The organism is Mesorhizobium salmacidum (SeqCode) (assembly GCF_037179605.1).
GTDB classification, from domain to species: Bacteria; Pseudomonadota; Alphaproteobacteria; order Rhizobiales; family Rhizobiaceae; genus Mesorhizobium; species Mesorhizobium salmacidum.
Window position 1 is genome coordinate 20144 of record NZ_JAPYKS010000014.1, and the last position, 17956, is coordinate 38099.

16 protein-coding genes are annotated in these 17956 nt (G+C 65.0%); 10 read left to right on the forward strand and 6 right to left on the reverse strand.

The genetic code is table 11. The annotated features are described in order from the left end of the window. The first annotated feature begins 79 nt into the window (after positions 1–79). The 8 genes from O7A60_RS19220 (at position 80) to O7A60_RS19255 (ending at position 9473) form a co-directional block, all read left to right on the forward strand. Entirely contained in the window at positions 80–2500 is a 2421-nt protein-coding gene (locus O7A60_RS19220; RefSeq protein WP_337107582.1) for a glucan 1,4-alpha-glucosidase, read from the forward strand. A 48-nt stretch (positions 2501–2548) separates the two neighbouring features. Then, complete coding sequence (gene gnd, locus O7A60_RS19225) at positions 2549–3565, forward strand: phosphogluconate dehydrogenase (NAD(+)-dependent, decarboxylating) (RefSeq protein WP_337107583.1); 1017 nt, start codon at positions 2549–2551, stop codon at positions 3563–3565. A 22-nt stretch (positions 3566–3587) separates the two neighbouring features. Then, on the forward strand, positions 3588–4964 hold the full coding sequence (zwf, locus tag O7A60_RS19230) for a glucose-6-phosphate dehydrogenase (protein WP_140510242.1): 1377 nt from the start codon (positions 3588–3590) through the stop codon (positions 4962–4964). A gap of 14 nt (positions 4965–4978) precedes the next feature. After that, complete coding sequence (locus O7A60_RS19235) at positions 4979–5683, forward strand: ROK family protein (protein ID WP_337107584.1); 705 nt, start codon at positions 4979–4981, stop codon at positions 5681–5683. Positions 5684–5891: 208 nt separating this feature from the next. Then, on the forward strand, positions 5892–6356 hold the full coding sequence (locus O7A60_RS19240) for a Ros/MucR family transcriptional regulator (protein WP_027144591.1): 465 nt from the start codon (positions 5892–5894) through the stop codon (positions 6354–6356). A gap of 211 nt (positions 6357–6567) precedes the next feature. Beyond that, positions 6568–7668 (forward strand): aminotransferase class I/II-fold pyridoxal phosphate-dependent enzyme, encoded by a 1101-nt coding sequence (locus tag O7A60_RS19245; protein WP_337107585.1) that lies wholly within the window; start codon positions 6568–6570, stop codon positions 7666–7668. 160 nt (positions 7669–7828) lie between these two features. Next, positions 7829–9067, forward strand: coding sequence for an MFS transporter (locus O7A60_RS19250; RefSeq protein WP_337107586.1), 1239 nt, complete (start codon positions 7829–7831; stop codon positions 9065–9067). Between the two features lie 175 nt (positions 9068–9242). Beyond that, complete coding sequence (locus tag O7A60_RS19255) at positions 9243–9473, forward strand: hypothetical protein (RefSeq protein ID WP_027144593.1); 231 nt, start codon at positions 9243–9245, stop codon at positions 9471–9473. A gap of 169 nt (positions 9474–9642) precedes the next feature. Here O7A60_RS19255 and O7A60_RS19260 read toward each other — a convergent pair whose 3' ends face one another. The 6 genes from O7A60_RS19260 to hemC all read right to left on the reverse strand — a co-directional run bounded on the left by O7A60_RS19260 (position 9643) and on the right by hemC (position 15741). Further along, entirely contained in the window at positions 9643–10359 is a 717-nt protein-coding gene (locus tag O7A60_RS19260) for a glutamine amidotransferase (RefSeq protein WP_337107587.1), read from the reverse strand. Positions 10360–10374: 15 nt separating this feature from the next. Continuing rightward, a complete protein-coding gene (locus tag O7A60_RS19265) occupies positions 10375–10854 on the reverse strand; it encodes a tellurite resistance TerB family protein (RefSeq protein ID WP_337107588.1) in 480 nt (159 codons plus the stop codon). Between the two features lie 37 nt (positions 10855–10891). Then, complete coding sequence (locus O7A60_RS19270) at positions 10892–12484, reverse strand: heme biosynthesis protein HemY (protein ID WP_337107589.1); 1593 nt, start codon at positions 12482–12484, stop codon at positions 10892–10894. Positions 12485–12494: 10 nt separating this feature from the next. Further along, entirely contained in the window at positions 12495–13973 is a 1479-nt protein-coding gene (locus O7A60_RS19275) for a COG4223 family protein (RefSeq protein ID WP_337107590.1), read from the reverse strand. 110 nt (positions 13974–14083) lie between these two features. Then, positions 14084–14800, reverse strand: a complete 717-nt coding sequence (locus O7A60_RS19280) for a uroporphyrinogen-III synthase (RefSeq protein ID WP_337107591.1) — start codon at positions 14798–14800, stop codon at positions 14084–14086. A gap of 2 nt (positions 14801–14802) precedes the next feature. Then, positions 14803–15741 carry a hydroxymethylbilane synthase gene (hemC, locus tag O7A60_RS19285; RefSeq protein WP_337107592.1) on the reverse strand — a complete coding sequence of 313 codons (939 nt, stop codon included), beginning with the start codon at positions 15739–15741 and terminating at the stop codon, positions 14803–14805. A gap of 103 nt (positions 15742–15844) precedes the next feature. Here hemC and tsaD point away from each other — a divergent pair, with 103 nt between their 5' ends. Next, positions 15845–16930 (forward strand): tRNA (adenosine(37)-N6)-threonylcarbamoyltransferase complex transferase subunit TsaD, encoded by a 1086-nt coding sequence (gene tsaD / locus O7A60_RS19290; protein WP_337107708.1) that lies wholly within the window; start codon positions 15845–15847, stop codon positions 16928–16930. Continuing rightward, the gene (locus O7A60_RS19295) at positions 16927–17949 is read left to right on the forward strand and encodes an NAD(P)H-dependent glycerol-3-phosphate dehydrogenase (protein WP_337107593.1); all 1023 of its coding nucleotides are present in this window, start codon (positions 16927–16929) and stop codon (positions 17947–17949) included. Before tsaD ends, O7A60_RS19295 begins: the two co-directional genes overlap by 4 nt. Positions 17950–17956: the final 7 nt, after the last annotated feature.

A 17956-nucleotide genomic window follows, 5' to 3' on the forward strand; every position in this document is an offset into this window, starting at 1 on the left:
CCGGCGATCAACTTGCGGTGCGCTGATTGAAATGGCTCCGGTTGATGGCTAGGCATACGGGCCAGGAGAGCGAACAAGCATGACGCCGACTGTGCCGCCGGGCGCACCGGGAATTCCCGCGCGCTGGACCTCTAGTGCCAAGAGCGGCGTCGGATCGGCGCTTTCGCCGTCCAGTCGCGTCTGGTTCACCATCAGCCACGGCATCCTGAACGAGGTGTACTATCCGCGCGTCGACAGCGCTTGCACGCGCGACCTCGGCCTGATCGTCACCCGCAGGGATGGATATTTCTCCGAGGAGAAGCGGGATGCCGCGCACGGCATCGAGCCGTTCGAGGACGGCGTGCCCGCCTACAGGCTGGCCAACACGGCCGATGACGGCGCCTACCGGATCGAGAAGCGCATTCTGGCCGATCCGGCGCGCCCGACCTTGCTGCAGGAGATCACCTTCAACCCGCTGAAGGGCTCCGTCGCCGACTACCGCGTCTACGCGCTTCTGGCGCCGCATCTGGTCAATGCCGGCATGGGCAACACCGCCTGGGTCGGCGAGTACCAGGGAAAGCCTGTCCTGTTTGCCTCGGGGCGCGGCACCTGCCTGGCGCTGGCCTCGTCGCTGCCCTGGCGGGATTGTTCGGCCGGCTATGTCGGCTTCTCCGACGGTTGGCAGCAACTGAACCATGCCGGCAAGCTCGATCCGGCTTGGCGGCGCGCCGAGGACGGCAATGTAGCGCTGACCGGCGAGATCGGTTTCACCGCCGTCAACACAAAAGCCGTGTTGGCGTTGGGTTTTGGCGCGACTCCAGACGAAGCGGCCGAAAACGCCTTCGCCAGCCTGAAACGGGGTTTTGAACCGGCGGCGAAATCCTATGTCGAAAAATGGCGCAAATGGCAGGCGGGGCTGCTGCCACTGGACCGCGACCGGACGCCCGGGGTGCCGGGAGTAAACAGCTACCGCGTCTCCACCGCGATGCTGGCCACCCACCGGTCATCGGCCATGCCGGGCGCGGCGGTGGCCAGCCTGTCGATTCCGTGGGGGTTCGACAAAGGTGACGACGATCTCGGCGGCTATCACCTGGTCTGGCCGCGCGACCTGGTCGAAACGGCGGGCGGCTATCTCGCCGCCGGCGATGCCGCTTCGGCACTGCAGATCCTGGAATACCTCCGCTCCATCCAACAGCCGGACGGCCATTGGCCGCAGAACGCCTGGCTCGACGGCTCCGCCTATTGGCCCGGCATCCAGATGGACGAATGCGCCTTCCCCATGCTGCTGGCCGATGCCCTGCATCGCGCTGGCCATCTGCCGACTGACAGGCTCAGGGCCTTCCTGCCGATGATTGAGCGCGCGGCGTCCTATGTCGTGCGCAATGGTCCCGTCACCGGCGAGGACCGCTGGGAAGAAGACGCCGGCTACAGCCCGTTCACGCTGGCCGTCGAGATTGCGGCACTGCTTGCCGGCGCCGACCTGCTCGATGCCTGCGGCAAGCGGGACGCGGCAAGCTATCTGCGCGAGACCGCCGACTGCTGGAACGACCAGGTCGAGCGCTGGACTTATGTCACCGGCACCGCCATCTGCAGGGCCGTGGGCGTCGGCGGCTACTACGTCCGCATCGCGCCGCCCGACAGCGCCGATGCCGGTTCGCCGAAGGATGGCTATGTCCCGATCAAGAACCGGCCGCCCGGCGACACGGAACGGCCGGTCGAAGAAATCGTCAGCCCGGACGCACTGGCCCTGGTGCGCTTTGGCCTGAGGGCCGCCGACGATCCGCGCATCGTCGACACCGTCAAGGCCATCGACGCGCAGTTGCGCTGCGAGCTGCCGCAAGGACCGCTCTGGTACCGCTACAACAGCGACGGCTATGGTGAACACGAGGATGGCTCGCCCTTCGACGGCACCGGCCAGGGCCGGCCGTGGCCGCTGCTCGCCGGCGAACGCGCCCATTACGAGCTGGCGGCTGGGCGCAAGGACAAGGCGGCCCGCCTGCTCGATGCGCTGGAACGGTCGGCCGGACCCGGCGGCCTGCTGCCCGAACAGGTCTGGGACGGCGCCGATATTCCCGAGCGCGAACTGTTGTATGGCAAGCCATCAGGCAGCGCCATGCCGCTGGTCTGGGCGCATTCCGAACATATCAAGCTGTTGCGCTCGCTGCGCGACGGCGCCGTCTTCGACATGCCGCCGCAAGGCGTGAGGCGCTACATCGAGGACAACACCGTTTCGCCATTCAGGACATGGCGCTTCAACAACAAGATCCGCGCGCTGCCGGCCGGCAAGACGCTGCGTATCGAATTGCTGGCAGCAGCCACTGTCCACTGGAGCACCGACAGTTGGGCAACCGCCCACGACAGCCAGACGGGGGAGAACGCTTTCGGCATCCACCTTGTCGATCTGCCCACGGCCATCCTCCCCGGCGGAAGCACGCTGATCTTCACTTTTTTCTGGCCCGGAACCGGCGATTGGGAGAATGTCGACTTCTCCGTCATGTCAGGCGCTCAGGACAGCCAGTAGATCCTTCCTCGACAAACCCAGCAAATCTCTAGGAAACAGGACGAAGCCATGCAGATCGGAATGATGGGACTGGGCCGGATGGGCGCCAACATGGTGCGGCGCTTGATGCGCGACGGCCACGAATGCGTCGTCTACGACATCAATCCGGCCAGCGTCGCGGCGCTGGTGAGCGACGGCGCGTCCGGAGCAGCCTCGATGGCGGAATTCGTCGGCAAGCTCGCCAAGCCTCGCTGCGTCTGGCTGATGCTGCCGGCGGCGATCACCGGCAAGATCATCGATCAGGTCGCGGCGCTGATGGAGCCTGGCGACATCGTCATCGACGGCGGAAATTCCTACTATCACGACGCTGTCGATCAGGCCGCGAAACTGGCCGCCAAGGGCATCCACCTTGTCGATGTCGGCACCAGCGGCGGTGTCTGGGGCCTGGAACGCGGCTACTGCCTGATGATCGGCGGCCCCGACGTGGCGGTGCAGCACCTCGATTCGGTCTTTGCCACGCTGGCGCCTGGCGCCGATGCCGGCGCGCCCACCCCGGACAAGACCGCCGGCACCGCGCCCTATGGCTACCTGCATTGCGGACCGAGCGGCGCCGGCCACTTCGTCAAGATGGTGCACAACGGCATCGAATATGGCGTCATGGCCGCCTATGCCGAAGGCATGAACATCCTGAAGTCGGCCAATGCCGGCAAGCGGCAGCGTATGGCGGACGCCGAGACCAGCCCGCTGGAAAACCCGCAATACTACCGGTTCGACGTCGACCTGCCGCAGGTGGCCGAGGTGTGGCGACATGGCAGCGTCATCGGCTCCTGGCTGCTCGATCTCACCGCCGGCGCGCTGAAGAGCGATCCGGGTCTGGCGCAATTCGGCGGCCGGGTCTCGGATTCCGGCGAGGGACGCTGGACGCTGAAGGCGGCGATCGACACCGGCGTGCCGGCGCCGGTGCTGTCCTCGGCCCTGTTCGATCGTTTCTCCTCGCAAGGCGAATCCGAATTCGCCGACAAGCTGTTGTCCGCCATGCGTTATGCCTTCGGCGGTCACATCGAAAAGCCGAAGGACGGCAAGTGACGGCGGCAGGGGAGACGCAGGCATGAGCCAGGAACGGTCCGACACGCTGGTGCTCTTCGGAGCGACCGGCGACCTCGCCCACAAGAAGATATTTCCAGCGCTTTACCAGATGATCGCCAAGGGCACGCTTACCGAACCGGTGATCGGCGTCGCCTTCGATGCCTGGGATTTGAGGCAATTGCAGGACCGGGCTCGCGACGGCATCGTCAGCGCGCTCGGCGCCATCGATGAGAAGGTGTTCGCCAAGCTGGCGTCGCTGCTGCGCTATGTCAGCGGCGACTATCGCGATCCGGCCACGTTCGAGAAGCTGAAGACGGCACTCGGCAGCGCCCAGCGGCCGCTGCACTACATGGCGGTGCCGCCGTCCATGTTCGAGACAGTCGTGCAAGGCCTGGAGCAGTCGGGCACCGCGCATGGCGCGCGGCTGATGGTGGAAAAGCCCTTCGGCCACGATCTGCAGTCGGCGCGCTGGCTGAACCGCGTGCTGCACCTCGTGTTCGACGAACAGTCGATCTTCCGCATCGACCACTATCTCGGCAAGGAAGCGATCCAGAACCTGCTCTATTTCCGCTTCGCCAACGCCCTGCTCGAGCCGATCTGGAACCGCAATTACGTCGAGAGCGTGCAGATCACCATGGCCGAGGACTTCGGCGTCGAAGGCCGTGGCCGCTTCTACGACGATGTCGGCGCTATCCGCGACGTCATCGAGAACCATCTGCTCAACATCCTGCTGCTCCTGGCCATGGAGCCGCCGGTCGGCCGCTCCGCCGACGACCTGATCGACGAGAAGGTGCAGGTGCTGCGCGCCATCCGGACATTGACGAAAGACGATGTCGTGCGCGGCCAGTTCACCGGCTATCTCGCCGAGCCCGGCGTGGCGCCGAACTCGCCGGTCGAGACCTTCGCGGCGGTGCGCTTCTTCGTCGACACCTGGCGCTGGCAGGACGTGCCGTTCTTCATCCGCGCCGGCAAGAACATGCCGGTGCATGTCACCGAGGTGGTGGTGCGGCTGAAGCGGCCGCCGCTCGACGTCTTCGATCCGATCAAGCCCACCGACCAGAATTACGTCCGTTTTCGCATCGACCCGCAGGTGACGATCGCCATCGGCGCCCAGCGCAAGGCGCCCGGCGACGACATGACCGGCGAGCAGGTGGAACTGACCGCGCTCGACGATTCGAAGGGCGACATGCCGCCCTATGAACGGCTTATCGGCGACGCCATGAACGGCAATGGCCAGCTCTTCACCCGCCAGGACGCCGCCGAACTGGCCTGGCGCATCGTCGGTCCGGTGCTCGGCGACACCACGCCGCCGCATCTTTACGAGCCGAAGACGTGGGGACCGGCGGACGCCATGGCCGGCTTCGGGCCGCCCAATGGCTGGATTGATCCGGTGGCATGAACGGAGAGGACAGGATGGCCAAGGTGGCTGAGAAGGCTGCGTCGTACACCGGGCAGGTCGTCCTTTCGATCGATATTGGCGGGTCGCACCTCAAGATCCTGACCAGCGACGGCGGCACCGAGCGCCGGGCGGATTCCGGGCCTGACCTGACGCCACGGCAGATGATCGGCAAGGTGAAGAAGCTCGCCGAGGGCCTTTCCTACGACGTCATCTCGATGGGCTATCCGGGCCCTGTGCGCCACAACAAGCCGGTGCTTGACCCCATGAATCTCGGCAAGGGCTGGGCCGGCTTCGACTTCGCCGCTGAGTTCGGCAAGCCGGTCAAGGTGGTCAATGATGCGCTGATGCAGGCCCTCGGCAGCTATGAGGGCGGGCGCATGCTGTTCCTGGGGCTCGGAACCGGCCTCGGTGCGGCGATGGTCCTCGACAATGTCGGCCAGCCGATGGAACTCGCCCATCTCCCCTACAGAAAAGGCCAGAGTTTCGAGGACTATGTCGGCGAACGCGGCCTGGTAAAGCGCGGCAAGAAGAAGTGGCGCGGCTATGTCTTCGACGTCGTCAACCGGCTGCACGCCGCCCTGCAGCCAGACTATGTCGTCATCGGCGGCGGCAATGTCGACAAGCTCGACGAATTGCCCCCCAACTCCAGGCGCGGTGACAACACACGCGCTTTCGAAGGCGGATTTCGTCTGTGGCGCGACAAGGCCCTGATCGTCTGATATTATTACAGTTTAGTATAGTTGTTCAAAATGGCGTGTGATGTCGCGCCGATAGATTGCATTGTGCAGATTTGCCGACTAGGAAGTCAGCCCCACTACATCGCGTCGCGCGCGGCGCACAAAGACGACGCACTTTAATTTTGCGCATCATCCCTTTTGAAAACGGCCCCATTTTCGAGGTCATGCGCCATGGATGGAGGAAAATAGATTGACCGACGAAAACAGCCACGCCAGCAAAACCCTCGACCTTCTCGAACTGACGGCCCATATCGTATCGGCCTATGTCGAGAAGAACCGCCTGCCTGCGTCCGGCCTTCCCGAACTGATCGCCAGCGTCAGCGCCTCGATCAGCGGGCTCGGCCAGCCGGTCGCTCCGGTGGCGGCACCGCTGGTCCCCGCCGTCAACCCGAAGAAGTCGGTGACCCCGGATTTCATCATCTGCCTCGAAGACGGCAAGAAGTTCAAATCGCTGAAGCGTCATATCGGCGTGCATTTCGGCCTGACGCCGGACGCCTACCGCGCCAAATGGGGCTTGCCGTCGGACTATCCGATGGTCGCACCCAACTACGCCGCTTCGCGCTCGGAACTGGCGAAGTCGATCGGGCTCGGCCGCAAGGCCGTCGCGCCGGCGCCTGCCAAGTCGAAGGGCAGGAAGGCCAAGGTTTCGGCCTGAGCGGTTTCATCTGAGCCAATGTTTTGTCTGAAGCCTGCCGGCGATTCCGCCTTGGCAGGCTTCATGCTTTTGTGGCTTGGATGAACCAGACAAGCTTTGAGCAATTCCAGGAAAAGTGTGAAACGGTTTTCCGTCCGGAATTGCGTCTAGACAAAGGGGATGGAGCTCTTGCCGTTTCCGTGAAACGGTGAACCGCTCCGGAGGGGAAGCGATGAACTACACCAGGATGGTGATCGAGAGAGAAGCCCCGGAGGAGTACGGCTATGAGCGTATCCGCTACAATCTCTCCGAAAGCTCGATTACCGACCAGAAGCTCTCCGACATCGGCCTCTCGCTGCCCGACCTGACGCTCTTTTACGGCGAGCACCGCGGCGACAAGGCGTTGCGCGACCTGATCGCCGCGCAGGATGCCGGCATCGCGCCCGACGATGTGCTGGTCACAGCGGGTGCCGCCGGCGCGCTGTTCATCATCTCGACCTCGCTGCTGTCGGCAAGCGATCACCTCGTCGTCATCAGGCCCAACTACGCCACCAACATTGAAACCCCGAGGGCGATCGGCTGCGCCATCAGCTTCGTCGACCTGGCATTCGAGGAAGGCTTTGCCATCGACGTCGAGCGCATCAAGGCAGCGATGCGGCCGAACACCCGGCTGATCAGCGTTACTTGCCCGCACAACCCGACCGGGACCATGATGAGCCGCGCCGATCTCGACGCGCTGGTCGCGCTCGCCGAGGCCAGTGGCTGTCATTTGCTGGTCGACGAAACCTACCGCGATCTTTCCTATGACAAGCGCCTGCCAGTGGCGGCCTCCCTGAGCAAAAAGGCCATCAGCGTCTCGTCGCTGTCAAAAGCCTTCGGCATTCCCGGCATCCGCATCGGCTGGCTGATCACCAGGGATGCAGCCCTCCAGGAAAAATTCCTCGCCGCCAAGGAGCAGATCGGCATCTGCGGCAGCGTCATCGACGAAGGCATTGCGCTTGGCATGCTGGATCGCCGGGACGCGTTTCTGGCAAAGCTGCTTCCCGAAATGGCCAAGCGCCGCGACATCGTCCAGGCCTGGATCGACCGCGAGCCGCTGGTCGACTGGGTACGGCCTGAGGGCGGTGTCGTCGGTTTCCCGCGCCTCGATGTCGAGTCCGGCTTCGACCTAGACCGGTTCTATATCAGGCTGTTGGAAGACCACGGCACCTATGTCGGGCCCGGCCACTGGTTCGAGATGGAAAAGCGCTTCTTCCGCGTCGGCTTCGGCTGGCCGACGGAGGCCCAATTGAGAGGCGGATTGAACGCGATTTCGGCCGCGCTACGGCAGTAACTTCCGCGTGCGATCGACGACGCGGATCGAAAGTCTCTTGCTCCAAGCCTGTTTTTGACGCATATCCGCGCCGAATTTTACCAAGTTCCATTGGCCGGAACAGCGCCCATCCGGGAAGTGCCCCGCCAGCCGATGCCAAAGCAACCGGGGCCCTACCTTCATGATACCTGAACAAACTTTACCGGAGCAGCGTTACGCCGCTTTCCGGCACAAAGCCTTCCTCAGCTATTGGACGGCGCGCTTTCTCACCACCTTCGCGACCATGATCGTTTCCGTCGCCGTCGGCTGGCAGATCTATGACCTGACGCGCGATCCGTTCGATCTCGGCATTGTCGGCATCGTCCAGTTCCTGCCTTCGCTGTTGCTGGTGCTGGTCACTGGCGTCGTCGCCGACCGCTTCGGTCGCCGGCTGATCATGGCGCTGGCAACGGTGGTCGAGGCAGCCTGTGCGCTCGTTCTCCTGTACTTCACGCTGCGCGGCCTCGTCAGTCCGCTGCCGATCTTCGTCGTTCTGGCGCTATTCGGCATGGCGCGCGCCTTTTACGGACCGGCCTCGTCGTCGCTGTTCGCCAATCTGGTGCCACCGGAAGATTTCGGCAATGCGATTGCCTGGAACTCCTCCGCCTGGCAGACGGCCACGATTGTCGGTCCGGTCGCCGGCGGCCTGCTCTATGGCGTCTCGGCCGAAGCCGCATACGCCGTCGCCTCTGTGCTGATGCTGGTGGCCGGTCTGCTGATCTTCACCATTCCCAAACCCGCCCAGCAAAGCGCCACCGATAAGCCGACGATGGAAACACTATTTGCCGGCTTCCGCTACATCTGGAGCGAGAAGATCGTGCTCGGCGCCATCTCGCTCGATCTGTTCGCAGTGCTTTTGTCCGGCGCCTCGGCACTGCTGCCGGTCTATGCGCGCGACATTCTGCAACTCGGCCCCTGGGGCCTCGGCCTGCTGCGCTCGGCGCCGGGCTTCGGCGCCATCTGCGTCGCGGTATGGCTCGCCGGGCATCCGATCCGCGACCACGCCGGCAAGATCATGCTGAGCTTCGTGGCGGCGTTCGGCGCCTTCACCGTGCTCTTCGGTCTGTCGACCCTCACCTGGCTGTCGATCGCGGCGCTCGTCTTCCTCGGCGCCACCGACATGTTCAGCGTCTACATCAGGGAAACGCTGATCCAGCTGTGGACGCCGGACGAAGTGCGCGGCCGCGTCAACGCCGTCAACCAGGTCTTCGTCGGCGCCTCCAACGAGGTCGGCGAATTCCGCGCCGGCACCATGGCGGCGCTGATCGGCACGGTTCCGGCGGTCGTCATCGGCGGCGTCGGCGCCGTCGCGGTTGCTGGCTTGTGGGCCTATCTATTCCCGGCGCTGCGCAAGGTGCGGCACCTCAAAGGACGAAACTGACGGCTTCATCGGTATCGGCGGGGCCGCGAATCTGTGCTAGAGCAATTCCAGGAAAAGTGCGCAGCGGTTTTCCGTCCGGAATCGCGTAAAAACAAAGAGTTAGAGCGGTTCAGCGATACTGCCGATCGCTAAACCGCTCTAAGCCGCCCGCCCAACCAACCAAAGGACAACACCTGTGAGCGAACCGACTGTGGCCGAGGCGACCGAAAGTATCTATGCGTCTCTTCGGGCGGACAATGCCGACATCGACGCACATATCGCGACGCTCAAGGCAGCGCTGGCACGAGAAGGGATAAAACAGGCGGTGTTCGATCCCACAAAATTGGCGCAGAACAACCGCTCGGGCCGCAAGTTGATGCAGGCTTATTTTCGGCAACGCGGCGTGAGCGTGAGCTTTTCGGACTAGAGCGGTTCAGTGTTTATTGGAATCGCCGAACCGCTCTAACTCTTTGTTTTCACGCATTCCGGACGGAAAACCGCTACGCACTTTTCCTGGAATTGCTCTAGTTTTCACGCGCCGAAAGCCGCCGGTCTGAAGTCGGCCGGATTTGGCCATTCCGACCACCGGTTCGACTCTACCGCGCCACCGGTCCGCCAAAAATCATGCGCAAGAACTCGTCCAGCCAGCGCCTCAAATGTATGTCCCAGATCAGCCGGCCGCCGAGATGGTCGCGGCCAGGCTGGGCGCCGGGCAGCTCGAAGCGGTGGGCGCCGCGCACCAGCCAGCGCTGCATCATCACCCGGGTGAGTTCGCCATGGAACTGGATGCCCCAGGCATTGTCGCCGTAGCGGAAAGCCTGGTTGGGATAGGTCTCGTTCGTGGCCAGCAGCATCGCGTCGCTCGGCAGCGAAAAGCCCTCGCGATGGAACTGGTAGACCATTTCGGGCCAGTGCATCAGTTTCTTGCCGGCTTCGGTCGCCTTCAGCGGATACCAGCCGATCTCGACCAGCCCTTCGCCGTGGCCCTCGACCTTGCCGCCGAGATGATTGGCCAGCATCTGCGCGCCAAGACAGATGCCGAGCAGCGGCCGGTTTTCCCTGAGCGGGATTTCCAGCCAGTTGGTCTCGCGGCGGACGAATTCGTCCTCGTCATTGGCGCTCATCGGCCCGCCGAACACCACCGCGCCGGCATGACCATCCAGTGTTTCGGGCAGGGCGTCGCCGAGCGGCGGGCGGCGGATGTCGAGATCGAAGCCTTCTTCCAGCAACATGTGGCCGACGCGTCCGGGGCTCGAATTCTCCTGATGTAGAATGATCAGGATCTTTGGCTTCGGGCTCGTTCTGGGCGGCATGGAAAGGCGAAAATCCTATTCGTCGCTTGATGTTCCGGTGGCGCCGGGTGCCTGCGCCGCGGCCTTGCGGCGCGCCTCGATCCGGTCGTGGCGCTCGACGCCGATCAGCTCGGCGACCCGCCACACCGTATTGTCCTCGAGCTCATGCAGCTCGCCATCGGCATAGACGATCTCCCACATCAGGCCGATGAAGGCCTTGCGCCCCTCCGCGTCGAGATGGCGCTTGAGCACGCTGGTGAAGGCGTAGAGGTCGATCGCCTCGTTGTCGGCGCGCTCGCCTGCGGCGGCCAGCGCCTCGAGTTCGGCACCTTTGATCGAATAGCTCTGCGCCAGCACCGCCTTGAACCGCTCCCACTCGACATCCTGGCGAACGCCGTCGGCATTCATCACATGGTAGAGCAGCGCCGAGGCCGCGATGCGCGGGTCGTCCGTGCTGGTATGGCTGGCGGAGCCAGCCGGCAAATCCCTGAGAAACGACAGAACGCGCTCGAACATCAATTCATTCCCAAACGGCCCGATGGCCGGCCCAAAATCAAAACAGCCGAAACCGGCGTGGCGACTTTTCCGCCTCGTCGTCCGGATCGACGCCTGGATCGTCCGGCAGGCGCGCCAGTTCTTCCGCCGGCTCGACGGCTTCGGCATCGGCCGGCACCGCGGCAAAGGCGGCGGCCGTGACCGGGGTGACATGATCCTCGCGGCTTTCGGCGTCCTTGCCCGTCGCCTCGTTGCCCGAGGCGGCATGATCGATCACGTCGACCGGCTTCTCCGGCCTGCCCGGCGCCTCGATGGCCACTACCGGGGCATCCGGCTCATCGCGGCTGTCGATCAGTTGGCCAAGCCGCTCCATCGGCGCGCGCCATTCGAAGGCGTCGAGACGGCCGGTGACCGGCGATACCGGCGCCCAGCGCTCGGAGACGACGCCGTCGGCCACCCAGGCCGGATCGCGCGGGGCCCGAACCGCCTTGGAGAGAAGCTGCCGCACCTTGCCCTGGTCGCCGGTCTCGGCCTCCTCGATATCGGCAAGGAGCAGATAGGCACCCTCGCGGCGATCCATGCGGATCGCGGCTTCGGCCTCGCGCCTGGCGGTCGACAAATCCTGCGCGTCGAGCGCGGCACGCGCCACCGTCATCGACGATTCGGCGTGGTTCTTCTTCATCTCCTGCAGCTTCTTTGCCCGGTTGAGCCGATCAACCACGGCGTCACCCGGCCTTGCATGGGTATAGATCTCCGCGATTTCGGGATGCGGCTCGGCCTTCCATGCTGCTTCAAGGATCTTCGAGCCCTTGCGCACGTCGTTCTGCTTGAACAGCGCCGCGGCGGCGGCAACGGCGGCGGGGGCGAAATCCGGCTGCAGTCTGTTAGCCTCGATCGCCGCTGTCCTGGCAGCCGCGGGATCGCTATCGGCGAGCGACTGCGCCTTGGCGGTCAACAGCACGGCGCGGCGGCGGTTGGCGGCGTCGCGTTCGATTTGCCGCGTCGACTTCTGCGCATCGACCAGTTTCAGCGCCCCGTCCCAGTCGCCGCGCGCGGTCAGCTCCTCCAACGTCGATTCGGCTGCCCAGGCCAGTTGCGGCGCCACGGCGGCGGCGCGGCCGGCATAGTGCCGGGCTGCGTTGCGGTCGCCCAGCCGCTCAGCCTCCAGGTAAAGCCCTCGCAGGCCAAGCAGCCGCATTTCGGGGTCGTCGAGCATGCTCTCGAACTTTTGGCGCGCGCCTTCATGATCGCCTTCGAGCAGCGATGCCTGCGCCTCGAGCAGATGGATTAGCGGCTCCTGGTCGGAGCGGATCAGCTTGGCCGCTTCCTTGGTCTTCTTGCGGGCCAGCGCCCCGTCGCCGGCGCCGGCGGCGATCATGCCGGTCGACAGCGCCTGATAGCCACGGTCACGGCGGCGCACGCGGAAATAGCGCGAGATGGTGTAGGGGCTGTTCCACAGCGACTTGATGAGCCACCAGACGATCATCACCGCCGCAACGACGGCAACGACGGCCACCGCCGCCACCATCAGGCTCACCTGGTACTGGTAGCCGTTGAAGGTGACGACCATGTCGCCCGGCCGGTCGGCCAGCCAGGCAAAGCCCAGCCCGAGCGCGAAGACGACGATGAGGAAGGCGAGCAGGCGGATCATCGTGTTGCCCTCATGCCTTCATCGCGCCGGAGATCAGCGCGTCGACCTGGGTTTCGACCTCGATGCGGGCTTTCAGCTTGCCGGCAAAGTCGGCGCCCGCCGCCTTCACGGCTTGCGGCAACGTGTCGTATTCGCTGAGTGCCTTGGCATAGTCGCCCTGAGTGACCGCAACCTCCATGCGCGCCACGGTTTCCGGTGCGCCGGCGCCTTCGACGGCGCCGATCGGCCGGACCTTGACCAGCGATTCGGCGCTCGACATCAGGTTCTGCAGGAAGCCGGCATTCTGGTCGACCGGCGTGGCCGCTGCCACCATGGCATTGGCGGCCGCATCCATCTGCGAGGCGATCTCGGTGCGGGTCGGCACGCCTTTTTCGGCATAGGGGCGCAATGTCGCGAGCTGCGGCGCATCAGGCGAAATCGCGGCCAGCGTATCGAGTTCGGCCGAAAACGGCGCGCCACGATCGAGCGCGGCCTTCAGCGCCGAAGCCGCGATGGCGAGCGCGACCTTCGGCTGCGATGCCTGTGCATCGACCTTGCCGGAAAGCTGCGACACCGACTGTTCGAGCGCGGCCAGCCGGCCTTCCTGCGCCTTCGCCGCCTCGCCCGTCGACTTCACCAGAGCATCGAGACCCGCCATTTTTTCGTTGAGCGGACCAAGATCGACCGGTGCCGTGCTGCCGGCCTTGCCGAGGGCCGCCACCGTGGTTTCGATCTGCTTGACCTTGTCGCCAAGTGCTGCGAGCCCGGCATTGTCGCCGGCGCCGCCCTGTTCGACCGCCGATTTCAATGCCGCGACATCGCTCTTGACCTGGTCGAGCCCCGACGACAGGGCATCCACCTTGGCCGACGCACCATTGTTGTTGCCGGCTTCCCTCATGTCCGCGATTTCGCTCTTCAGCGAGGCGATCTCGCCATTGACACCAGCGAGCGAGGCACCGGGAGCGGATCCCGGCGCGCCGAGTAGGCCGGCAAATTGCAGGCCGCCGGCACCGACCAGCGCGATGACGCCACCGATGATGCCGGCGGCGATGCCGTTGAGGCCGCCCCGCTTCGGCGGCACTGTCATCGATTCGCTCCTTGCGTCGGCTTTTCCGGAAGCCGTCTTGGTCTCGGCTGTTTTGGCGGTTGCATCCTCAAAATTATAGTCGGAAGCCTTGGGGCGGTTGGCGGGAGTATCCGAACCGGGATAGGATATTTCCGGCTCTGCGGCTTTGGCGTCGGCATGCGGTGGCGAATCCGTGCCAGACTGCCCGGCGGTGGCATCGCCATGCTCCCAGGGTTCGAGATCCGCTTGATCGGCATGCACCGGCTCTTCCGGGGGCTCTGGCCGCGAGGCGTTCGCTGCTTCCTCGGCCTTCGCCTCGTCCGTCTGGGCGATATCCTTGGCGGCATCCCCGTCGACGATGCGTGAGACGGCGCCCGGATCGAGGTCGATGGTCACCGGCTCGCGGCGGCCTTTCGAGTGTCGCATCTTCGGCGTCTTGACCATGCATGGGCTCCGCAAAATTCGCTTCGTCTCAACGCCCGGCGGCGCGTGATGGTTCAGAAAGGGTCTAGCACATCACCAAGCGGTGAAAAGGGGCGGTGTGATGACGCGGGTCAGGGCCGTGCCCGCAATAGTGCCAGCAGCGCCTCCTCGTCGGATCGTGCGGCCACGCGGATTGCTTTGCCGGCACTGTCGCCGAAGGCGGCGGCGATGCGCGCGGAAAGGACAAAAACCCGCGTCTTTTCAAAGACCTTTTGCAGGGCAGGCCGGCTGGCCAGGACCTGCATCGCGACAGCGGCCTTGGCCGAATAGAGCAGCACCGCATCGACGGATTGGCCTGATATCAGCGGAAGAATCGCTTCGTCCGAATAGCTCACCGCAATCGTGTCATAAGTCTCGACGGCATGGACCTGGACATGAGCAGCTTCCAACTTCTGTTCGAAGGCCGCAAACCGCACGCGCCCGCAGAGGTAGACGATCGCTTTACCGGAAAACGCTATTCCCAGGCCGTCGGCCAGCGCCTCGGCATCGCCAGGCCCCTCGCTGACCGAGAGAAAGCCTGCTTTGCGCGCCGCCTCCGCTGTCCTCTTGCCGACAGCATGGCAAGGCAGGTTGGACAGCACCGCCATCAGATCTCCAGGGGCATGGCGCACCGCATTGGCGCTGGTGATGGCCACGGCGGCCACGTCGTCCGAAACCGCCTTGGCATCGACCGGCAATGCCATCGTCTCCGTCAATGGCAGGAGAATAGGCTCAAAACCCATCTCTTCCAGCTTTCGCGCCGTGCGCGACGCACCCGGCTCCGGTCTGGTGACCAGGACGCGGAGCATTTTCAGAGCCAACCGTCGAAGAACTTTTCGCCGGCCCTGGCGCGAACTGTCCGTGCGGCATCAGCCCCAATTTCCGCTGCGTCCGCGGCTTTGCCTTCCAGCCGGACATCATGCCACTCCGTGCCGTCGGGCGAGATGATCAGCCCGGCAAAGGACAGTTTCCCGCCTGATACCTTCGCATGGCCGGCGATCGGTGTGCGGCACGAGCCGTCGAGCGCGGCGAGAAACGCACGCTCGCAGGCCAAGGCCTGGCCGGTCGGCGCGTGATGGATCGCCGCAAGCATATTCTCGATATCACTGTCGCCGACGCGCGTTTCGATGCCGATCGCGCCTTGTCCCGGCGCCGGCGGAAAATCCTCCAGCGGCATCAGGTCGGTGATCACGCCTTCGAGCCCGAGCCGCTTCAGCCCGGCATAGGCGAGGATGGTGCCCTCGGCGATGCCCTCGTCCAGCTTGCGCAGCCTCGTCTGCACATTGCCGCGGAACATCACCACCTCGAAATCCGGCCGCATCCGGCGGATCAGCGCCTGGCGACGGAGCGACGACGATCCGACCTTGGCGCCATGCGGCAGATCGGCGATCCGCTTGACCCCCTTGCCTATGAAAGCATCGCGCGCGTCTTCGCGCGGCAGGAAAGTGGAGAGCTCCAGTCCGTCAGGAAGCACCGTCGGCATGTCCTTCGACGAATGCACGGCGATGTCTATACGACCATCGAGCAGCGCTTCCTCGATTTCCTTGGTGAACAGGCCCTTGCCGCCGGCCTCCGACAGTGGCCGGTCCTGAATACGGTCGCCGCTGGTCGAGATGGGCACCACTTCAAACGCCTGCTCGGGAAGGCCATGCGCTTTCATCAGCCGCACGCGCGTCTCATGCGCCTGGGCGAGCGCCAGCGGGCTGCCGCGTGTTCCGATTTTCCGTGTTCCGATTTTCAAAGTTTGCATGGCGCGCGGTCCGTGATAACCCCCGAGCGAAATCGAGGTCTTGCCGGCCTTTTCCTAATGGGGAATAGCCTCATAAACAATCTCTTGGGTTAGCGACGAATTGATCCGCGTTCTGGGCATTGAGACGAGTTGCGACGAGACCGCCGCCAGCGTCGTGGCGCTGGAGGGCGATGCCGCGCCGAAAATCCTGTCCAATATCGTGCTCTCCCAGATCGAGGAGCATGCCGCCTTCGGCGGTGTCGTGCCGGAGATCGCCGCGCGCGCGCATGTCGAGGCGCTGGACGGCATCGTCGAGGCGGCACTCGCCGATTCGGGCGTGGCGCTTGCCGATATCGACGCGATCGCCGCGACCGCCGGGCCGGGCCTCGTCGGCGGACTGATCGTCGGCCTGATGACGGCCAAGGCTATCGCGGCGGCGGCCGGCAAGCCGCTGATCGCCGTCAATCACCTCGAAGGCCACGCCTTGACGGCGCGGCTGACCGACAGCCTGGAATTCCCCTATCTCTTGCTGCTGGTCTCCGGCGGTCACACGCAGATCCTCGCCGTGCGCGGCGTCGGCGACTACCAGCGCTGGGCCACCACCATCGACGACGCGCTCGGCGAAGCCTTTGACAAGACCGCCAAAATGCTCGGCCTGCCCTATCCCGGCGGTCCCAATGTCGAAAAGGCGGCGCTGTCGGGCAATGCCTCGCGCTTTGCGTTCCCGCGGCCGATGAAAGGCTCGGCACAGTCCGATTTCTCCTTTTCCGGTTTGAAGACCGCCGTGCGCCAGGCGGCAACCGCGATCGAGCCCTTGAGCGACCAGGATGTCGCCGACATCTGCGCCTCGTTCCAGGCGGCGGTCGCCGATGCGCTGGCCGACCGCGTCTCTCGCGCCCTGGCACGCTTTCGCAAGACATTCCCTGGCACCAAAAACCCGGCGCTGGTCGTCGCCGGCGGCGTCGCCGCCAACCGCGCCATCAAGGCGACGCTGGAGCGGCTATGTACCGAGAATGGTTTCACCTTCGTCGCGCCGCCGCTGAAATTGTGCACCGACAATGCCGCGATGATCGCCTGGGCCGGCATCGAGCGGCTGCGCGAAGGCATGGCGCAGGAGAACGGCTTCGATTTCGTGCCACGCTCGCGCTGGCCGCTGGATAGCGTCTCGACGCCAATGGTCGGCTCCGGCCGGCGCGGAGCCAAGGCATGACCGGTCAAGCCAAGAAGAGCGCGGACCCCGGCAAAAGCGGCTGGCGTGTCGCCGTGCTCGGCGGCGGCGCTTGGGGCACGGCGCTGGCACTGGCCATGCTGCGCGCCGGCCACTCGGTACGGCTGTTCGCGCGTGACCCTGAAACCGTGGCCTCGATCGGTCGTGGCGAGAACCCGCGCTATCTCCCGGACATTGCCATCGCGTCCGGTATAGACGCGACGAGCGACATCGCCGCAGCGCTTGCCGGGGTCGATTGCGTGCTGGCGGTGACGCCTGCGCAAGCGTTGCGGGCGACGCTGGCGGCCGCGAAGGATCATATGCCGGCTGGCATTCCACTCGTGCTTTGCGCCAAGGGCATCGAGCGCGACACAGGCGCCTTGCTGTCGGCAATCGCTGCGGAAATCCTGCCGCGAAACCCGGTCGCCGCCCTGTCGGGGCCAAGCTTCGCCAGCGACGTCGCCCGCGGTCTGCCGACGGCGGTGGTTGTGGCTGCCGGCGACGAGGCGCTAGCGGCCGACCTTGCCGCCCGTTTCTCGGCTGAAAACCTGCGCTGCTATTCGAGCGACGACCTGATCGGCGTCGAAATCGGCGGCGCCTTGAAGAACGTCTTCGCCATCGCCGCCGGCGCTGTCACCGGTGCCGGGCTCGGCGCCAGCGCCCAGGCCGCCATGGTCACGCGCGGCTTCGTCGAGCTGCGCCGCATCGGTGCCGCCTTTGGCGCCAGGCCCGAAACCCTGATGGGGCTTTCCGGCCTTGGCGACCTGCTGCTCACTTGCTCGTCGACGCAATCGCGCAATTTCGCCTATGGGCTGGCGCTCGGGCAAGGCAAGGCGCTTTCCGGACTGCCGCTGGCCGAGGGCGTGCCGACCGCGGCGATCGCCGCCCGCATCGCCGCCGAGCGCAACATCGATGCGCCGATCATCGCCGCCGTGGCCGCCATACTGGATGGCAGGATCACCATCGGCCAGGCCGTGACGGCCCTGATGACCCGGCCGCTGAAGACCGAAACCAACGATTGATCCCCTG